Annotated in this window: 20 protein-coding genes and 1 pseudogene; 6 read left to right on the top strand and 15 right to left on the bottom strand. The window is 46.4% G+C overall.

Annotated features, from left to right (window positions below; all coding sequences use genetic code 11):
- Positions 1-161: 161 nt before the first annotated feature.
- From EKO24_RS05570 to EKO24_RS05615, 11 genes and pseudogenes are all read right to left on the bottom strand, one after another.
- Positions 162-563: a type II toxin-antitoxin system VapC family toxin gene (locus EKO24_RS05570; RefSeq protein ID WP_206667216.1), complete on the bottom strand. Its 402-nt coding sequence runs from the start codon at positions 561-563 to the stop codon at positions 162-164.
- Complete coding sequence (locus EKO24_RS05575) at positions 554-778, bottom strand: hypothetical protein (protein WP_127027258.1); 225 nt, start codon at positions 776-778, stop codon at positions 554-556. The genes EKO24_RS05570 and EKO24_RS05575 overlap by 10 nt, the downstream gene beginning before the upstream one ends.
- Before the next feature lie 54 nt (positions 779-832).
- Positions 833-2,998, bottom strand: a complete 2,166-nt coding sequence (locus EKO24_RS05580; RefSeq protein WP_127027257.1) for a tetratricopeptide repeat protein — start codon at positions 2,996-2,998, stop codon at positions 833-835.
- A 426-nt stretch (positions 2,999-3,424) separates the two neighbouring features.
- Positions 3,425-3,805 (bottom strand): annotated as a pseudogene (locus tag EKO24_RS23565) (SMEK domain-containing protein); the annotation flags it as partial.
- 179 nt (positions 3,806-3,984) lie between these two features.
- Entirely contained in the window at positions 3,985-4,329 is a 345-nt protein-coding gene (locus EKO24_RS05585; protein WP_127027255.1) for a nucleotidyltransferase domain-containing protein, read from the bottom strand.
- Positions 4,326-4,739 (bottom strand): nucleotidyltransferase substrate binding protein, encoded by a 414-nt coding sequence (locus EKO24_RS05590; protein WP_127027254.1) that lies wholly within the window; start codon positions 4,737-4,739, stop codon positions 4,326-4,328. Before EKO24_RS05590 ends, EKO24_RS05585 begins: the two co-directional genes overlap by 4 nt.
- Positions 4,740-4,787: 48 nt before the next feature.
- The gene (locus EKO24_RS05595) at positions 4,788-5,132 is read right to left on the bottom strand and encodes a hypothetical protein (RefSeq protein ID WP_127027253.1); all 345 of its coding nucleotides are present in this window, start codon (positions 5,130-5,132) and stop codon (positions 4,788-4,790) included.
- The gene (nadA, locus tag EKO24_RS05600; RefSeq protein WP_127027252.1) at positions 5,132-6,229 is read right to left on the bottom strand and encodes a quinolinate synthase NadA; all 1,098 of its coding nucleotides are present in this window, start codon (positions 6,227-6,229) and stop codon (positions 5,132-5,134) included. Before nadA ends, EKO24_RS05595 begins: the two co-directional genes overlap by 1 nt.
- Before the next feature lie 202 nt (positions 6,230-6,431).
- Positions 6,432-6,977, bottom strand: a complete 546-nt coding sequence (locus EKO24_RS05605) for a hypothetical protein (protein WP_127027251.1) — start codon at positions 6,975-6,977, stop codon at positions 6,432-6,434.
- Between the two features lie 149 nt (positions 6,978-7,126).
- The gene (gene aspS / locus EKO24_RS05610) at positions 7,127-8,917 is read right to left on the bottom strand and encodes an aspartate--tRNA ligase (protein WP_127027250.1); all 1,791 of its coding nucleotides are present in this window, start codon (positions 8,915-8,917) and stop codon (positions 7,127-7,129) included.
- A gap of 95 nt (positions 8,918-9,012) precedes the next feature.
- Complete coding sequence (locus tag EKO24_RS05615) at positions 9,013-9,288, bottom strand: FmdB family zinc ribbon protein (protein WP_127027249.1); 276 nt, start codon at positions 9,286-9,288, stop codon at positions 9,013-9,015.
- A gap of 106 nt (positions 9,289-9,394) precedes the next feature.
- On the opposite strand from EKO24_RS05615, the gene pyrC reads away from it, so the two are divergent.
- A complete protein-coding gene (pyrC, locus tag EKO24_RS05620; RefSeq protein WP_127027248.1) occupies positions 9,395-10,426 on the top strand; it encodes a dihydroorotase in 1,032 nt (343 codons plus the stop codon).
- Positions 10,427-10,490: 64 nt separating this feature from the next.
- Here the strand turns inward: pyrC and EKO24_RS05625 are convergent, their stop codons facing one another.
- Positions 10,491-11,252, bottom strand: coding sequence for an MlaA family lipoprotein (locus EKO24_RS05625; protein WP_127027247.1), 762 nt, complete (start codon positions 11,250-11,252; stop codon positions 10,491-10,493).
- Between the two features lie 117 nt (positions 11,253-11,369).
- Here EKO24_RS05625 and rnt point away from each other — a divergent pair, with 117 nt between their 5' ends.
- On the top strand, positions 11,370-11,993 hold the full coding sequence (rnt, locus tag EKO24_RS05630) for a ribonuclease T (RefSeq protein WP_127027246.1): 624 nt from the start codon (positions 11,370-11,372) through the stop codon (positions 11,991-11,993).
- 50 nt (positions 11,994-12,043) lie between these two features.
- Here the strand turns inward: rnt and grxD are convergent, their stop codons facing one another.
- Positions 12,044-12,367, bottom strand: a complete 324-nt coding sequence (gene grxD, locus EKO24_RS05635) for a Grx4 family monothiol glutaredoxin (RefSeq protein WP_127027245.1) — start codon at positions 12,365-12,367, stop codon at positions 12,044-12,046.
- Between the two features lie 356 nt (positions 12,368-12,723).
- On the opposite strand from grxD, the gene EKO24_RS05640 reads away from it, so the two are divergent.
- The 4 genes from EKO24_RS05640 to EKO24_RS05655 all read left to right on the top strand — a co-directional run bounded on the left by EKO24_RS05640 (position 12,724) and on the right by EKO24_RS05655 (position 16,206).
- Entirely contained in the window at positions 12,724-14,202 is a 1,479-nt protein-coding gene (locus EKO24_RS05640) for a COG3014 family protein (RefSeq protein WP_127027244.1), read from the top strand.
- A gap of 15 nt (positions 14,203-14,217) precedes the next feature.
- On the top strand, positions 14,218-14,619 hold the full coding sequence (locus EKO24_RS05645) for a YcfL family putative periplasmic lipoprotein (RefSeq protein ID WP_127027243.1): 402 nt from the start codon (positions 14,218-14,220) through the stop codon (positions 14,617-14,619).
- 148 nt (positions 14,620-14,767) lie between these two features.
- Positions 14,768-15,388, top strand: a complete 621-nt coding sequence (gene lpoB / locus EKO24_RS05650; protein ID WP_127027242.1) for a penicillin-binding protein activator LpoB — start codon at positions 14,768-14,770, stop codon at positions 15,386-15,388.
- Positions 15,389-15,399: 11 nt separating this feature from the next.
- Entirely contained in the window at positions 15,400-16,206 is an 807-nt protein-coding gene (locus EKO24_RS05655; protein WP_127027241.1) for a penicillin-binding protein activator LpoB, read from the top strand.
- Positions 16,207-16,365: 159 nt separating this feature from the next.
- Here EKO24_RS05655 and EKO24_RS05660 read toward each other — a convergent pair whose 3' ends face one another.
- Together EKO24_RS05660 and EKO24_RS05665 are read right to left on the bottom strand one after the other, a co-directional pair.
- The gene (locus EKO24_RS05660) at positions 16,366-16,569 is read right to left on the bottom strand and encodes a hypothetical protein (RefSeq protein ID WP_127027240.1); all 204 of its coding nucleotides are present in this window, start codon (positions 16,567-16,569) and stop codon (positions 16,366-16,368) included.
- Between the two features lie 342 nt (positions 16,570-16,911).
- Positions 16,912-17,577: a M48 family metallopeptidase gene (locus EKO24_RS05665; RefSeq protein ID WP_127027239.1), complete on the bottom strand. Its 666-nt coding sequence runs from the start codon at positions 17,575-17,577 to the stop codon at positions 16,912-16,914.
- Positions 17,578-17,676: the final 99 nt, after the last annotated feature.

Below are 17,676 nucleotides of genomic sequence, written 5' to 3' on the forward strand. Positions count from 1 at the left end.
TGGTTCACTTGTGCTTTGGCGTTTTGAAAACGCGTCAGCCTTATCAACCTGATTATGTGCCTCAGCGTTGACTTTTAAGACGGTATCTACCCGTTTTTCGATGATTGAATATGACCTCTCAGACCCCGTAGAAACGTTAATGACGAGATTGCAACCCTCGTTCAGCGCGGATTGACGGGTATCAATTCCAAGCCGATAATCCGTTCAAAATGGCGTTGATTGCCGGTTGCCAGCTTTAATCGATGATACTGGGCGGTTGCGCCGATAAACAAATCTTCCGCCTCAATTAATTGGCCTTTTTCTTTCAAATCTTTGTAAATAATAGCCGCTTGTTCCGCGCAAGCAGCATCAAAAGGCAATATTTCCATATTGGCAAACATTGTTTTCCAGTAATGGTCTTCGTCTTGATTATCGCCGCGTAGCAGTTCGTAAACAGTGATACTTGAAACCGCGAAACGATAGGCTTGTGTACTGAGCCGGTAAAGCGAGGTTTTATCTTTGTCGGCTTTTTTCGCCCGTTTATGGGCAATCAGTATATTGGTGTCCAAGCAAATTATTTCCATTGGTTAAGATGCTCTCTTTTTTCCGCAATGGCTTGATATTCCTCATCGGTCATTTCCGGGCTATCCAGTAAAAAACGCTGAAAATTGCCGGTTTCCGTATTGTTGTCGTCTGCGGCTAGAATAATCAACTCCACCCGTTTGGCGGTGAAGCTTTCCGGCAGGTTAACGTGAATGCTGCCGTTAATCACTTCGGTGTATTGTTTGATGGCTTGCATGGCTTTCTCCTTAGGTTTTGGCCGTAGCGTGAATTTGCTAGTTTTTGCAGTACCTTATACGCTCTTACTGTGTTCAGGAAAATCCCGCTCAATTATGCGCATTAATCCCCATTGTCCAATTTCTGCAATGCGGTTTTTGGCTTTTTGCAGGTAATAATCGGCATTTTTGGAGTACAAATCTGGGTTTGTACGTTGATGCTCTGGCAGGTCTAATTGTCTGAGCTTCGCGGCAAATAAGTCCAATTCGGCATCGCGCAGGTGATAGCCGGTTTCTTGGATGAGTTGTTTGGCCTCAATGTAATGGTCTAAAGCGGCGTAGTGATCTTTGGTGGCAAGGCAGTAACGTCCATGTATTAATAAGTAATCCACTGCATACAGTTTCATACCGCAGCGTTCAATGATTTCCAATGCGCTGTTTAAGTCGGCTTGGGCTTGGTCGAGATGGTTTTGGGTAAGGTAGAAGTCGGCGCGGTATAGGTAGAATGGTGGAGTAAATGTTGCTACGTTTGATTTTTGTATGCACGATACTGCTTGTTGAAAAATTTTTTTTGCCTCGGAAAGTTTATTTAAAAAAACATAAATTCGCGCACATGTAAGATTTATTAACGCCTCATCTAACAACCCACCACCAATGTTAACATTATGTTTCACTGTTGCCGTTACCGTTTGCAAAGTGTTTTTGTCGTGAGCTGCATCTATTAATAAACGGCAATACTCAAAACCAATCACTGAAGATAAATACTGAAAACCATCCTGTTGTTGTAAAACTTCCGCTTGTTGAAAATGTTTAATTGCTTCACTAAGGTTGCCACTACGATATAAAACTATCGCTAAATAACATTGGCTTTTTATTTGGCTAAAAGGATGCTTACTAAGTTGTGCATACTTTATCTGTTCTTGTATAACGGTGTTATAAGCTAATTCAAGCTGACCTAAAAGCAAGTATAAATCAACTAAATTTTGAGCCGCTCTGGCAGTTTCTACCCAATTTTCTAATTTTTCACATAACTTTAAATTTACCATTTTTGGTTCAACTGCGTCTTGCAAACGTCCCAAAGACATTAAGCAAAATGCAATGTTTCCTAATACCGATGCTTGAACAATTTCAGTTAAATTTGTTTGCAAGTAATATTCCCAACCGAATGGAAAAAATGCAGACAAAGCTGTTAGGTCTTGGGAATACGCGCCAAGTTGATGCAGGCTATATCCCTCTTTATTTCTCGCAATACGGGGATAATAAACTTCAGCTAACGCCGATTCATATTCTTCAGCTAAACACCCATGCACCACAGCTCGATAAAGTGGCACCATTTCTTCTAAAGTATCGGGCAACTCTTTTTCAGGTAAATCGTAGTAATAACGAGCTAATGTCCAATGTGCTTGTTTAAAAGCCTCAGGACAATTATCGCTAAACTTCTGTCCAAAATAAGCGCGAATAATCGGATGCGTATCCCATTCCAAACGCTCAAAACTGCCTTTTTTACCCAACAACAAACCGCTTTTTTCTAACTGCTGCTCTACCGCTTGCCATTGCTTTGCCGTTAAAGCGCGCAACGTTTCAGCATGTTGCGCATTCGCAATCAAAACCGCTTTTTCTGCCCCATTCATCGGACGGTCAAACAAACCCAACAACTGCAAAAAACAGCGTGAGGCTTTATCCAGCAAACTATCGTAATAATCCAACACCCGCAACGCATGACGACTGTCTTTTTCGGCATCGCTATCGCCGTGCGCCGAGGTCAAGGGCGGCAATTCTTTCGCATAGCGGCAATCGCCTTGATGATGTTCGCGTAACAAATGCCCCATTAACACCAAACTCAAGGCGTGACCGTTTAGATCTTTGCTAATTGCTTGCCGTTCTGCCGCCTTGCCCGTCACGCCTAACGCTTGCAACAAATCCGCGCCGTCTCCAGGCGGCAAGATTTCCAAATTCAGCGACAAATAATGTTCCGCCGGCCATTTTTTCAATTCCACCAACGGTTGGCGGGACGAAAGCAACACAAAACTGTTACTCGCCGGGCGCCGAAAACAGGCGATAAACTCTTTTAACGCGCTGTCTTGCACTTCGCCATTCATCGCCGATAAGTTTTGCGCATATTGCAACGGCTCCAAGCCGTCGAGAATCAGTAAACACGGCTGTTGCTGCAAACACCGCGCTAACACCCGCGCTTTTTCAATCTCATCTTTGGGGATTTCTGTTATTCCTAAAAACGGCAACACCGCACTAAAAAACGCCTGGGAGTTGGTAAAGGTGTTGTGCGAGCCTTGCGAATAAAACGACCAGCCGAATACGCGGGTTTTGCCGTAATAATTCTGCGTTGCGATTTGCTTTAACCATTCATCGGTTAAAGCGGATTTACCGATTCCGCCCGCCGCGACAATAATCGCTAAGCGTTTGTTGGGATTTTGGAAGGCTTCGGTGAGCTGGTTTAATTCGGTTTTGCGACCGATTAAGGTGGTGGTGGGTTCGGGGAGGTGAAAAACATCAACTTCGGGTGGTATATCGGCTTTTTCAGCATAATGGTGATGATGGGTTTCATTAAAATACTTGCAGTTCAAAGCAATGAGCTTGTCGGTCTCAAGATCGTTGATGACTTTAATTAAGTCGCTGTAATCAAACAAGTGTTCGTCAATGTCTAGAGCAAAAGCGGCGCGTATCTCTTGTTTGCTTTTAGCCGATAAATTGGGCTTGTCCAGCAGATAATACATCCTGATTTTATAACCTTGATATTCAGGCTTTGCCAGCACTTTAAGGGTGTTGGTGATTTTTTCTTTGCTTGTCGTGCTGGTGATTTGATAGGCCAGTTTTTGTTGCATATCCAGCAAGTCTAAACAAGGTGCATTGGCGCTTTGAAAATTGGCGTTCTCAAAATGACAGCCGTAAACACAATTAAATATATCCCTAAAAAAATTTTCCGCATGGTTATTCAGAGAGTAATCCTGTATCGCCTGATGCTGCTCTATGTCATGCCTGATAACGCTAAGCTGATAGCTGATATTATCGAACGCCTGTTTTCTATTTTGCATTATTTGCCTTTAGAAGAAGTATCTTATTCGCGCTAGTTCCCAAGCTCCTGCTTGGGAATTCAGTTTAGGAAGCTCCAGCTTCCCGTCTCGCAAAGCTGAGCTTTGCTCACTGGGTTCCCAAGCAGGAGCTTGGGAACCAGCGCGTATCTCTTAACTTAATGGCAGTGACCGGCTACGAGCTACGAGAGAAGACTCTCTTCGGTATCTCTGTCATAAATCACCATGCCCACGCGATCAATATGGTCAATCAAATCGCTATTATTGAGCTGAGAATATTGCGACAAATCCACCGTGTAAGGCAAAAACAAATCATCGATCTGGTCTTCTATTTGCATTAACTCGGCGAATTCAAGCACGTCGCCTTTGATGGTCAAGTCAATGTCGGAGCCCGGACGATAGTTGCCTTTCGCGCGAGAGCCATAAACCAACACTAAACTAATGCCTTTATGTTGCCGGAAAACGCTGTTCAGTTTATCCAACGTAGCTTGCGGCAAACCCAGTCTGGCTGCTGTAGCTGCGTTCATGGCAGGTATTTTTGCATGTCCGATTGCAAGCGTTCAAACAGCGGAAAATAATCGTTTATTATCGCCACAACTAGTTGTTCGGCGATTTGCTCATCGTAGGTATGCGAAGATATATTCCGGCTCTGGATCATTGCCATCCACTGTTCGCCGTCGGCGATCAATGCAACCTTAAAAGCTTCCCGGGTAGCATCTTTGGAACCCTTGATAGATTGGTTGCCTTGATCTTCCAGGTAGTCTTTCAGGATATTCCAGGCCAATTCATGAGTAAACTCAAAAGCCTGGATAACTCCTTGTTTCTCCAGTAGAGACAATGGGCGCTGCTTGCTCAGCTCTACCGCATTTTTAAGATGAACCAAGGCTTTTTTAAAGTTAGCAAAGCGTTGCTGCCAGCGAATATCCGGGGTATTCATAAGCAAAACCTCCGCTAAACTCTGAATGAAACAACGTTAATCACGGTTTCACTCAAAAAACCCATACAAATACATCACCTCATCCTCGCCTTCCAACGTGAATTTTACGTCCTCCTCGAAAATCTCGACATCGAGCGGATAAGGCTCGTCGGCATCGCCGAAATAGTCGGACTTTATATCAAATTCGTCATCGTCGTTTTTGACCAGAACGACCGAATAAATATCCTTGTCCTCGCTTTGATCGATATTTCTCAAGGCAAAACCGATACTGTTGCCATCGGGCGCAACGACGGGTTCTTGCTCTGTTTGCTCATATTCGTAGACCACATCCTCGCCGTCCATGAATACATAAGTCATCGAAAAATGTTTAAGGCGATTAAAATCGACAGTCATTACATTACTCCCAGCATGTTATCCAACGCTTTTTTCGCGAACTTGGCGATATCTTCTGGCACGGAAATCCGGTTAACCACATGCCCTTCAACTAGGTTTTCCAATACCCAAAGCAAATGCTGCGGATCGGTCCTGAACATCGTCGAGCACATGCACAATGTCGGCGACATGAAATGCACGTTTTTGCCCTGCCCTTTACACTCTTCATGAAGACGATTGACCAAATTCAATTCGGTCGCGACTAGCCAGCGGGTGTTCGGTTCGGCTTCACGGACGGTTTTTAAAATGTACTCGGTAGAGCCGATGTATTCGGATTTTTGGCAGACTTCAAACGACGCTTCCGGGTGCGAAATGACTTTGGTTTCCGGGAAACGTTTCAGGAAATCGTCGATATACTCAGGCTTGAATACTTGATGCACGGAACAATAGCCGTTCCAGAGGATGATTTTGGCGTTGCGGATTTGCTCCTCGGTCAAGCCGCCCATCGGCTTGGTAAAGTCCCAGGTCACCATTTGCTCCAACGGAATGCCCATCCGGTAACCGGTATTGCGTCCCAGATGTTGGTCGGGGAAAAACAGCACTTTCGATTTTTTCGCAAAACTCCATTCCAATATCTTTTGCGCATTCGACGAAGTGCAAACGATGCCGTCATGCCGGCCGCAAAAGGATTTAAGATCGGCAGCCGAGTTGATGTACGTCACCGGCGTTACTTCGGCTTCGACATCGATCACTTGCGCCAGTTCATCCCAGCATTTTTGCACTTTGATCAAATTAGCCATATCGGCCATTGAACAACCGGCCGCCATGTCCGGCAGGATAGAGATTTGCTCGGGACGGGACAATATATCCGCAACTTCGGCCATGAAATGCACGCCGCAAAAGACGATATATTCGGCATCGGACTGGGCGGCATTCCTGGACAGTTTTAACGAGTCGCCGGTGAAATCGGCATGTTTGAATACTTCATCGCGCTGATAATGATGGCCGAGCACGACGCAACGGCTGCCAAGTTTGGCTTTGGCGGCGACAATCCGGGTATCGCATTCCTCATCGCTGAGCAAGGCGTAATCTTGAATGGGAAATGGGGTATTGGTCATAAAAATACTCCTCTAGGGAGAAAATTTTGGGAGGTTTTTAAAAGTCGACTAAAAGCTATCGCCACGAAGGTAAGAAGAGTTCGAAGTTTTATTTACAGGCGGAACGGAGTTGCTCCCCACTCCTAACATTTTTACGATACCTGAACAGCATAACGCCGGACCGGGGAAAAGTCGAAAAAGGGCTTAGACGGCTAGAGTTGACTTAAGTTGACGTATCGGAAGCAAGCTTTTCACCTAGATATTTATGGATAACATTCATGTATTCCTTACCGGTTTTGGATAGCTTTTTTACAACAACGTTAAGAATACTCAAGACTTTCACTAAGACCAGCTCATCAATACCGGCTAGTTCCTTGCCTATCACCGCATCGACAAAATTGAATCCTGCCAGTAAAAATGGGCTGTCGCAATTAATTTCAGCGTCTTTAAAATGATATTTATCAATCAGCAGTTCAAGGATTTTGCTCGCATCAGCGTCCTTTAATATCTTGTTGTTTTCAATGTCGTAAGCATAAAAAGCGCCTTCAATAGCATCGCTATATCCCATCAATTCAGCGCTTTCGTGTATTTGATTGGTGGTAAAAGACGGCACTTCGTTATATTTTCGTTTCGGTTTTTGATAGTACGAGCAATTTAAACAGGACTCTTCTTTGCGGATGGTTCCGCAACACAAGCTGCACACTAATCCATTAGCGACGACACATTGTCTTTTTCCTTTTCTTGAATCACATACTGGGCATTTAGCCATATTTGTTTTCTCTATAAATGGCAGTCTATATACGCAGACCTTCCAGGTTTTTAAAACCTGGAAGGTCTAATTCGCAACGTTCCGGACAAGCGTGGCACTAAACCCCGTCCAGCTTTGGAAAAGGTACGCAATGCGTACCCTACTCGGTTTTAGTCCTTAACTTTCTCTTTGCCCGCAGGCTTAATCAAGCGAATACCAAGCTCTTTCAACTGCTCATCGGTAACAACCGCCGGTGCGCTAACCAACGGACAAGCCGCAGATTGCGTTTTAGGGAAAGCGATTACGTCACGGATAGAATGTGATCCGGTCATCAACATGACCAGACGATCCAAACCGAACGCAAGACCGCCATGCGGAGGCGCACCGTATTTCAATGCATCCAACAGGAAGCCGAATTTTTCTTTCGCTTCGTCTTCGCCGATGCCTAATATCTCAAATACGGTTTGTTGCATTGCCGGACGGTTGATACGAATCGAACCGCCGCCGACTTCGGTACCGTTCAACACCAAATCGTAAGCGCGCGATAATGCCGCGCCCGGATTGGCGACCAGCTCTTCAACCGAACAGCTCGGCGCGGTGAACGGGTGGTGAATGGCGTTGTAACGGTTGGTTTTCTCATCCCACTCAAACATCGGGAAGTCGACAACCCAAACCGGCTTCCATTCCCCATCCAACAGATTAAGGTCATGGCCCAATTTGACGCGCAACGCGCCCATTGCTTCATTAACAACGCTGGCTTTATCGGCGCCGAAGAAGATCAAATCGCCGTTTTGTGCGCCGGTTTTAGCCAGCACGCTGTCCCAAACCTCGGCGGGAGCAAATTTAACGATAGGCGATTGCAAACCGTCGACACCGGCAGCCAAGTCGTTGACCTTGATATAAGCCAACCCTCGAGCGCCGTAAATGCTGACGTACTTGGTCAATGCCTCGATGTCTTTACGGCTCAGTTCGCCGCCGTTCGGTACGCGCATCGCAACGACGCGGCCTTTCGGATCGTTGGCCGGTGCCGAGAAAACTTGGAAATCGACATTTTTCATGTCTTCGGCGATATCGACCAATTCCAGCGGAATCCGCAAATCGGGACGGTCGATACCGTAACGGGATATAGCTTCTTTATGAGTCATCCGCGGGAATTTATCGCCCAAGTTCACGCCGACCACTTTGATGAACAACTGGCGGATCATTTCCTCCATCACATGCATGATTTCGTTTTCATCCATGAACGAGGTTTCGATATCGAGCTGGGTGAATTCAGGCTGCCGGTCGGCGCGCAAATCTTCGTCGCGGAAGCAACGCACGACTTGATAATAGCGATCCATGCCCGCGACCATCAAGATTTGTTTATACAGTTGCGGCGATTGCGGCAACGCGAAAAACGAATTTTCGTGGGTACGGCTCGGCACGATGTAATCGCGCGCGCCTTCAGGAGTCGCTTTGGTTAAGTACGGCGTTTCGATCTCAAAGAATTCGTGGTCATCCAGGAAGTTTCTTAACACCCGCGTCACATCGCGGCGCACTCTCATCTTTTCCTGCATGTCGGTACGGCGCAAATCGATATAACGGTAGCGCAGGCGCAGCTCTTCGTTCACTTCGATTTCGCTTTCAACCGGGAACGGCGGGGTTTCGGACTCGTTCAGCACAACGATGTCTTTAGCCAGTATCTCGATCTCGCCGGAATGCATATTGGCGTTAATCGTGCCTGCCGGACGGTCGCGAACCAGGCCGGTAATTTGCAATACATATTCACTGCGGACGCTTTCAGCAATAGCAAAAGTTTCGGCTACATCGGGATCGACAACGACTTGAACTAAGCCGGCACGGTCTCTCAGATCGATAAAAATAACGCCGCCGTGGTCTCTGCGTCTATGAACCCAACCGCAGATTGAAACCGTTTCGCCTAGCTGTTGTGTGTTTAATTCTCCGCACTTGTGAGTACGCATAAATTTTCCTGTTGATTTAAAAGATTGTTAAAGTTGAGAGCCGAAGCAAAAAGGCGCGTAATCAAATCTGTACTTCGCGCCTTTTGCCTGCTTTATCAGTGAGCTTTAGTACAGCCGCCGCCTGGACAGCTACCGGAAGACGATGAGGAACTCGAACAGCTCGCCTCACCCGCTACATTTTTTTTGGCGCCGCTTTTGAAATCAGTTTCGTACCAGCCGCTGCCTTTTAACCTGAATCCTGCTGCGGAAATCTTTTTCATTAGCTCCGGCTTGTTACAGGCCGGACAGGTCACTAAAGGCTCAGCGCTGAGTTTTTGTAAGGCTTCATGCTCATGGCCGCATGATTGACATTGGTACTCGTATATTGGCATTTATCGCTCCGATAACAAAAATAATAACCACGATAAGTGCTGCGTTTAATTTTTCAAGGCACTTACTATAAAATAGCCGCCTATTTTACCGAATTTACCTCTAATAATGAAAACATTAACCATCACAAAGCCTGATGACTGGCATTTACACGTCAGAACCGGTGCAATTTTACAAACTGTCATGCCGCACACTGCCAGACAATTCGCCCGTGCGATCATCATGCCCAATCTCAAACCGCCGGTTACGTCAGTAGCGCAAGCCCTGTCTTACCGGGAAGAAATTCTGCAAGCGGTTCCTGGCGACCTGGATTTTACGCCACTGATGACGCTGTATTTGACCGGTTCGACAACAGTGGAAGAAATCAAGAAAGCCGTAGGATCCGAACATATTCATGCGTTTAAGCTATATCCGGCCGGAGCAACAACCAACTCCGACTCGGGCGTTGCCGACATCAAGGCTATTTATCCGTTATTGGCGGCAATGGAGAGGCATGACATCCCGCTATTGGTTCATGGCGAAGTCACCGATGAAGCTTGCGATATTTTCGATAGGGAACGGGCGTTTGTTGACACTTACCTGACTGACATTACTCGCGATTTTCCCGGCTTGCGCGTTGTGGTCGAACACGTCACCACGATTGAGGCCGTGCAATTCGTGCAAGACGCCGGCGCTAATATTGCCGCGACCATCACCCCTCAGCACTTGCTGTTCAATCGCAATGCGATCCTGGCTGGCGGCATCAGGCCGCATCATTACTGTCTGCCGATTATCAAGCGCGAGTCTCATCGCCTGGCGTTAGTTAAAGCCGCGACCAGCGGCAATCCAAAATTCTTTTTGGGTACGGACAGCGCACCTCATTTGACTTCATTAAAAGAAAACGCCTGCGGTTGCGCCGGTTGTTACAGCGCCCATGCCGCCTTGGAACTTTACTCGGAAGCATTCGAGCGAGCGGATGCGTTAGATAAACTGGAAGGGTTCGCCAGCTTTTACGGTGCCGATTTTTATCGCCTACCCAGAAATACAGGTACGGTCACGCTGGAGAAAACTACATGGACAGTGCCGCCGGTCTATGGTGAAAACGGTTTATCGATTACACCGCTGAAGGCAAATGAAGAGTTGTGTTGGCAACTAAAATGAAGTGCCGGTAATAGAAGAACACGGACTTATCCGTACCATCCGTGTTCTATTTTACATAGCTTGGCTAATAAGGCTTAACCGGTGCCAAATTATCCTTATTAAAATCTTCCTCAAAATCCAACAAATCCTGCTGCTCTTCCGGCAGATTGCCGTCATGAATCAGGTATTCACGATTTTGAAAATAAGCGCTTTTAAAAAAAGCATAGCGATCTACCGCTGCTTCGGTTGCAATCTTTTCATTAGCCAGATTATCCGCACGCAAGTCGACCGCATTCAGCCCAAACAATCCGCTGCTGATAACCCCGCTATCAAGATAGCTAATGGGGTTCATGGCCGCATCGCCGACCAACCCGCCGACTCCGCGGGGAGAACTCGGCCCGAAAAACGGCAGCACCAAATAAGGACCGGTCGGTATTCCCCAAACGCCCATGGTCTGGTCAAAATCCTCATGATGCTTGGGCAAATCGATCATCGCCGCCACATCGACGAATCCGCCAACGCCGGCAATCGTATTAACGACAAAACGCGCTCCGTCCATGCCGGTCTGCGCTAACTTAAACTGCAGCAGATCATTGGCCGTTACGCCAATATCATTAATATTGCTGAAAAAATTACTGACGCCTTGATCAACAAAGTCCGGGGTTATCCACTGGTAACCTTTGGCGATAGGTTTCATCGCATAATCGTCAAGCTTGTCATTAAATGTTTGCACGCCTCTATTCCAGTCTTCCCATGGATCTTGAGGGTCTTTTGCGGTTGTTGCGCATCCTTCCAATATAACTAATAAAACAAGACATCCGAGTTGAGTTATCAATTTATGTTGCATCACATCTACTCCTCAGTGCTATTACTTTTATAATGGACCGATTTTCGCGTAACATAGCACAACTTGCCGCGTTTTTTCTTCATCATTTCTCTACATCTTTGGCATAACTTAACAATAATGGACACACCAGTAATTCCCCTAGACAAACGTTTCCGAGGCTTTCTCCCGGTTATTATCGATATTGAAACAGCCGGATTTAATCCCAAAAAAAATGCATTGCTGGAAATTGCCGCCGTGATTGTCGAACTTAACAGTAACAGTGAGCTCGAAATTACCGAACGTTATACAACCCATGTAATACCTTTTAAGAACTCCGAATTGGACGAGGCAGCGCTGAAGTTTAATAAAATCGATCCGCACCACCCGTTCCGGATGGCCATTGAAGAGAAAGACGCGTTGCATATGCTGTTTAAGCCGATTAAAGAAGCGGTCAAGCGCAATAATTGCACCAGGGCAATTTTGGTCGGCCATAACCCGGCTTTTGACATTAGCTTTTTAAATGCGGCTATTCAGAGAACGCAAATAAAACGCAGCCCATTTCATCCGTTCAGCACTTTCGATACAGCAACCTTAGGAGGATTAGTTTATCAGCAGACCGTGTTGGCAAAAATGGCTCAGGCCGCCGGCTTAGAATGGGATAATGAGAAAGCGCATTCAGCGCTCTACGATGCCGAAAAGACGGCCGAACTGTTTTGTAGGATAGTCAACCGCTGGAAGCAGTTAGAATCGCTTGATAATTAAGTAACAAAATCAACGCACGAATGACAGGAACCTCATCCGTGCGTCATCAATTATTCCACTACAGCGTCAACCGCAGTCAACATCTTTACTAACTCGCCTTTCTGGTACAAATCAGTAACGATATCGCAACCGCCGACCAACTCGCCGCCAATATAAAGCTGAGGATAGGTCGGCCAATTTGAATATTCTTTAAGAGCTTCACGCAGCTCAGGATCCTCAAGAATATTGACGTACGTATATTTAGCCTGGCAAGCCTCTAATATTTGCACCGTCTTTCCGGAAAAGCCGCATTGAGGAAAATCCGGCGACCCTTTCATATACAAAACAACCTGATTATTTTCAATCTGGTCTTTAATTCTTTCAACAACACTCATGATGGTTCACCTTATAAATAAAAACCGACTAATTTTATCGGCTTTGCAGGGATTAAAAAAGGAAATCTTGTGTTCGATGTAATTACTGCGTTCGGTATATCGCGATTCAAAAGCAAAAAATCAAGCTCGTAATATCTATTTGTTCGCTGATATTTTTATACCCGACATACTGTTACGATCTTTCAGCCGGTTTCACTAAGCTCATCCCCAAAAATAACAAGCCAATTGACCTAAAAACAATTGGGTTATTAAAAAAAACATTTATACTTTTTCCCGCGTTGGCGCTTTGATTACGGACAATGACGAAGCTGCCGGATGCGAACCATACCCAAAAAATAATAAAACAAGGGCTTCCCATGTCTACATTTATTCGTCCAACCAGCCTTGCCTTGCCTTTTTTATTGACCGTAACCTTATCCGGCTGCTCCGTCATGCGCAGCTACGATGATGAACTTAAACAGACTATTGATCTGGTTGGACAAGGCCAGCTTGATCAGGCTTTAACGCAACATGAAGCCAATAATTCCGGCAACGATCCCGACCTGCTCTACTATCTGGAAAAGGGCGAATTATTACGCTTAAAGAGTCAGTACAAAGATAGCGCTACGGCATGGTTACAGGCCGACCGGAAAGTCAACGAATGGGAGAATGAAGCAAAAATCCGCGCCGGCGCTATTTTGGAAAATGCCGGCGCGATCGTCTTAAACGATAAAACGCGCCGCTATGACGGCCATGATTATGAAAAAGTCATGTTGTCTACACAGCTTGCCTTGGACCATTTATTGAACGGCGACTGGAACTCGGCCAGGACGGAGATCAAAAAAACCCACGAACGGGAAGCCGTTATCGCGGAAATTAACGCAAAAGATGCCGCGGCGCTGGAGCAGGAAAGCAAAGAAAAAAGCATTACTACAACGTTTAAGGACCTGAACGGTTACCCGGTCGAAACACTTAACTCGGCCGAAGTCACAGCGTTAAAGAACGGTTACCAGAGCGCTTTCAGCCATTACCTGGCCGGTTTTGTTTACGAAGCGTTGAACGAACCCGGACTTGCCTCGCCCGGCTACCGGCAAGCGATCGAACTGCGGCCCAATATAAAAACCCTGGAAGACGGCTTATCAACCCTGGATACGCGCCCGGCTCTCCGTAAACCTTCGGAAACCGACGTGTTATTTGTCGTTGAATCCGGCGCCGCGCCGGCATTGAGCTCAATCACCATCCCTGTTCCGGTCATTGTCAGCAATTTGGGCGTTATTCCTATCTCGTTCCCGGTATTGCATTCGGACCCAAGCCATACGTTGCAACCCAGCACGCTCGGCATTGACGGCAAAGACACCCTGCCCTTGTCCGCTATCACCAGTCTGGACGCGATGTCCAAGCGCGCATTAAGAGACGACATGCCCGGAATCATTGTTCGCGGCATTCTTCGCGCCGCCGCAAAAACAATGTCGCAAAAAGCCCTGATGGACCAAGGCGGCTATGCGTCTATTGCCGGTATTGCATTGAATGTCGCCAATGTTATTACCGAATCCGCGGATGAACGCACTTGGCGCACCTTGCCTGCCACCATCAGCATTGCTCGGGCGACCCTGCCTTCAGGCAAGCATGACATTACTGTTGGCAGCAGCAAACAATCCATCGATATTAAAGGATCGCATGCCGTCGTCGTGACGCGCTTACTAGGCAATCAAGCTTACTGGTCGCAACCTGTTTATGGGCCGCAAATGCCGGTTTATACCGCGCCTGCCGTTATTGAGCCTGTCAATGCAGTAGAACCGGAACAGAAAGCGCCAACAAAATCCAAAAAGAAAAAATCCAAAAAAACCGTTAAATAAACAAAAGGATAAGCCATGCATCCGTTTAAGAAGATACCGTTAGCAATCGTCTTGTCGCTGCTCACTGCCTGCGCCAGTCAAAAGCCGGCGCCACGTCCGGGCAGCATCAACGCGAAGGTCGAACAATTGAGTGAAATGTCCTATTTACAAGTGACCGACCTTCGCGCCGTGAAACGCAATCATCTTTTGACTGTACAGGCGGAGATCAGCAATCCTGACTCGGATAATCAGCAACTTTACTATCGTTTTAAGTGGTTCGATGCGAATGGTTTTGCGGTCGGCGGAGAAGAAGCCTGGAAACCCGTCCTTGTTTACGCTCACCAAAAGCAAACCGTCACCGCCGTTGCGCCCTCGCCCCAGGTTACGGATTTCAGGATGGTCGTGCAAAGTCCTGATAACACCGGCTCGATGCCTTAGATATTTTAATAAAAGGTTATATTTTAGCGATTACTAAGCTGGAGTGCAGGCTGTGCCTGCAAGCGCAAGCGAAGTTTGTACTCCAAACTAAAATATGGAAAGACGGCTTGAAATAGCCCATTAACTTAATGTAAAGAGAGATAATCCTATGTATAAATCAAATATCGCGTATTCAACCGTTTTCAAAACTGCCGCAATAGCGCTATTGCTGAGCGGTTGCGCGACACAGTCGCCAACGCTCAGTTCCGGCAACGTCGAATACGGCGACAGCAAGGCGGTTGAAACCTTAACCAACGAATTCGGCTCGACCGACTTGCAAACGATAGCCGAGTCGATGGCCAGTTCGCTATTGCAAGCCCCTGTCCTGGCCGCAAAATCGCGCCCCTTGGTAACCGTTGCGGAAGTAAAAAACCGGACCAGCGAATACATAGACACCAAATCAATCACCGATTCAATACGCGCCAAGATACTAAAAAGCGGCATGGTGCGCTTTGCGGTAGACACCAGCGCAATGCAAACTCAAGTCGACGAATTAACCCGGCAAAATCAAACCGGTCTATACAAGAAAAGCAAATCTAAAAAAATGGGTAACATGGAAGGCGCCGATTTTCGCATAGAGGGCACGATTACCTCCATCGTTAAGCGCGCCGGCGACGTCAAGGACGTGTATTACAAATTCAGTTTGCAGTTAATCGATAATGAATCCGGCGTGATGGAATGGGCGGATGAAAAAGAGATTCGGAAAACTTCCAATAAATCGATGTTCTAATGAGGCGGCCCATGAAACTCTTACGTTCGTTATTACTGCTGTTGCCGCTGTTTGCCGCCTACGACGTCCAAGCAGCCAAGATTGCCGTAACCGATCTGGCTTATGCGGAACGGGTCAGCGGTTATTTTCACTTTGTCGATTACCATAACAAATCATCGGAACGAGCCAGCCACAGCGAACGCGAACGGGACAGTTTCGAAAGCTCTTCGGCATCCAGCCGTTCCTCATACAGCGGCAGATCACAAACCGACTATACCGAAGTCGAAAGCAGTTACAGTTATATCGAGTACGGCGAATTGCGCAAATTTGTCGGCGACATTAAAGGCGAAATACTGAAAAACGGCGGCTTTCAGCTAACCCAAGCCAAACCTTATACGGCCAAAGGCAGCGAAAAGATCTACGACATTATCAGCCGTATCAAGAAAGGCGCTTATCCCGGAGCCGATTATGTATTATTCGGTACTGTCAGCGAGCTTGATTTTCGTGACGAGGTTAATCCGATTATCGGTACCGATACGCTATCCAACACCTTTAGCCTGAGTTTGGTGGCGGAGTTCAGCCTAATCAATACCCGCACTTACGAAGTAAAAGCCGCTTTCAGCGCTACCGGCGAAGGACAGGATGTTCGCGTTGTAACCGGAGGAAGCCGCGTTGTACCGAGCCGCGGCAAGGTAGTATCGGAAGTATCGAAAAGTTTGGGAATCGATGTAGCGCGGCAAATCAATGAACAGCTGGGAGGCGGCGAATCTTACCCCAATCCCAACCCCGCGAACGGCAATACGATGCAGGAAGGTGAAGTCATGCACTTTAGCCAATAAACACATCCCTATTCCCTGGCTAAAACTCTCACCGTCATACCAGCTTGGGAGCGATAACAACACAAACGAAGTTGTCGCCGGGTACTTACCTATAACGGTAACGGAATCAATATTATGAAGTAGTAACACCCCCGTTATGAAAATAACGGGGGTGTTGTTTTATTTATTTACCTCACCAGTAGCAGTATTGCTGGTTTTTCTCTTTTCTATATTCTTGAAGGTTTCAGTTTGCAACTGTTCAACCGCGCCGCTTTGCAAATGCTTAGTTTCGTCCTTTTTCAGCAGCACAACTAAAACAATAATAGCAACAATAGCAGCGCCGGCAATCCACCATGTGTAGTCTTTTTCTACTTCTTCAGCCATATTAAAATCCTCGTAGTTGATTTAGTTATATTTCGTTTCCTCAAAGGGAGGCTTGACTGGGTGTAATGATATGCAAGTCGACAATTGGCCAACAACATTCATGCATTATCAGGTCAAAAATCGCTTATCCATCACTCCGCCCATAGTTCAACAATACGTATTCAAGACTGAATTCACAATATGTAAGGACACTTATAAAGTACTCATTCATAAGACACTGTTTCTTTAGTGGGCTATGAACATTGATGCTGGCAAAAATACCAGAATGATTTTGACTAATTGCGGTATCCGGCAACTGGTTTACTACCGTAGTTGCATTTAACCGTAAATCTCTAGCACAGATCACAAGCCCATCATCAAACTGCCGCCATGCTTTTTCAACCAATGCCTTCGGCTTTGATAATCCGGCAAATGCTCAGCCACCAATGCCCAGAAATGGGCGGAGTGGTTCCTGATTTTGATATGGCAAAGCTCATGCACCACCACGTATTCAAGGACTTCAGGCGGAGCTATGATTAACAGCCAATTGATGTTGATGTCGTTATGAATGCCGCAACTGCCCCATCGGCTTTTTTGGGTTTTGATTTTAATCGTCTGCGGAAATAGTTGCTTTCTTTCCGCATGTTGTTTTACAAAATGCTCTACCTGGGTTTTCGATTCTTTTTTCATCCAACGAGTTAGCGCTTCTTTTATTTCCGCACTGTGATCTTTCATGATCAATGCGTCGGGCACATGGGCAATAAACTCCTGGTTGAATTCTATTTTTATTCTTTTTAATTTTGTGGGCCTTACTGCCAATTTATAGCGAGCTCCCCGGTAAGGAACCTCAGCGCCATGACTATAAACAGCCGGAGCCAATTTTTTATGATGCAGGCTATTGGCTTCAATTTTAGCCAGCGTTTGGACTATCCACTGTTGTTTGACCTGAACAAACTGACTGATTCTATGTTCGGAAACCTTGGGTGGGGCGACAACTTCGACTTTACCGAGCGTTACGACGATGCGCATCTGCGTGGCCCGCGCGCTGCGCCGGATCTGGTAGGAAAATGCTAAATTGGAAATGACGGTTCTCTATCTGACTAAGGTAAAAATACATGCTATAGCGTA

The sequence above is a fragment of the Candidatus Methylobacter oryzae genome, from assembly GCF_003994235.2.
Taxonomy (GTDB): domain Bacteria; phylum Pseudomonadota; class Gammaproteobacteria; order Methylococcales; family Methylomonadaceae; genus Methylobacter_A; species Methylobacter_A oryzae.

Bases quoted from the DNA above. Each gene is read 5' to 3' on its own strand.
- EKO24_RS05570 (WP_206667216.1), bottom strand. From the start codon at position 563: ATGGAAATAATTTGCTTGGACACCAATATACTGATTGCCCATAAACGG.
- EKO24_RS05575 (WP_127027258.1), bottom strand. From the start codon at position 778: ATGCAAGCCATCAAACAATACACCGAAGTGATTAACGGCAGCATTCAC.
- EKO24_RS05585 (WP_127027255.1), bottom strand. From the start codon at position 4,329: ATGAACGCAGCTACAGCAGCCAGACTGGGTTTGCCGCAAGCTACGTTG.
- EKO24_RS05590 (WP_127027254.1), bottom strand. From the start codon at position 4,739: ATGAATACCCCGGATATTCGCTGGCAGCAACGCTTTGCTAACTTTAAA.
- EKO24_RS05595 (WP_127027253.1), bottom strand. From the start codon at position 5,132: ATGACTGTCGATTTTAATCGCCTTAAACATTTTTCGATGACTTATGTA.
- nadA (WP_127027252.1), bottom strand. From the start codon at position 6,229: ATGACCAATACCCCATTTCCCATTCAAGATTACGCCTTGCTCAGCGAT.
- EKO24_RS05605 (WP_127027251.1), bottom strand. From the start codon at position 6,977: ATGGCTAAATGCCCAGTATGTGATTCAAGAAAAGGAAAAAGACAATGT.
- aspS (WP_127027250.1), bottom strand. From the start codon at position 8,917: ATGCGTACTCACAAGTGCGGAGAATTAAACACACAACAGCTAGGCGAA.
- EKO24_RS05615 (WP_127027249.1), bottom strand. From the start codon at position 9,288: ATGCCAATATACGAGTACCAATGTCAATCATGCGGCCATGAGCATGAA.
- pyrC (WP_127027248.1), top strand. From the start codon at position 9,395: ATGAAAACATTAACCATCACAAAGCCTGATGACTGGCATTTACACGTC.
- EKO24_RS05625 (WP_127027247.1), bottom strand. From the start codon at position 11,252: ATGCAACATAAATTGATAACTCAACTCGGATGTCTTGTTTTATTAGTT.
- rnt (WP_127027246.1), top strand. From the start codon at position 11,370: ATGGACACACCAGTAATTCCCCTAGACAAACGTTTCCGAGGCTTTCTC.
- grxD (WP_127027245.1), bottom strand. From the start codon at position 12,367: ATGAGTGTTGTTGAAAGAATTAAAGACCAGATTGAAAATAATCAGGTT.
- EKO24_RS05640 (WP_127027244.1), top strand. From the start codon at position 12,724: ATGTCTACATTTATTCGTCCAACCAGCCTTGCCTTGCCTTTTTTATTG.
- EKO24_RS05645 (WP_127027243.1), top strand. From the start codon at position 14,218: ATGCATCCGTTTAAGAAGATACCGTTAGCAATCGTCTTGTCGCTGCTC.
- lpoB (WP_127027242.1), top strand. From the start codon at position 14,768: ATGTATAAATCAAATATCGCGTATTCAACCGTTTTCAAAACTGCCGCA.
- EKO24_RS05655 (WP_127027241.1), top strand. From the start codon at position 15,400: ATGAAACTCTTACGTTCGTTATTACTGCTGTTGCCGCTGTTTGCCGCC.
- EKO24_RS05660 (WP_127027240.1), bottom strand. From the start codon at position 16,569: ATGGCTGAAGAAGTAGAAAAAGACTACACATGGTGGATTGCCGGCGCT.
- EKO24_RS05665 (WP_127027239.1), bottom strand. From the start codon at position 17,577: ATGCGCATCGTCGTAACGCTCGGTAAAGTCGAAGTTGTCGCCCCACCC.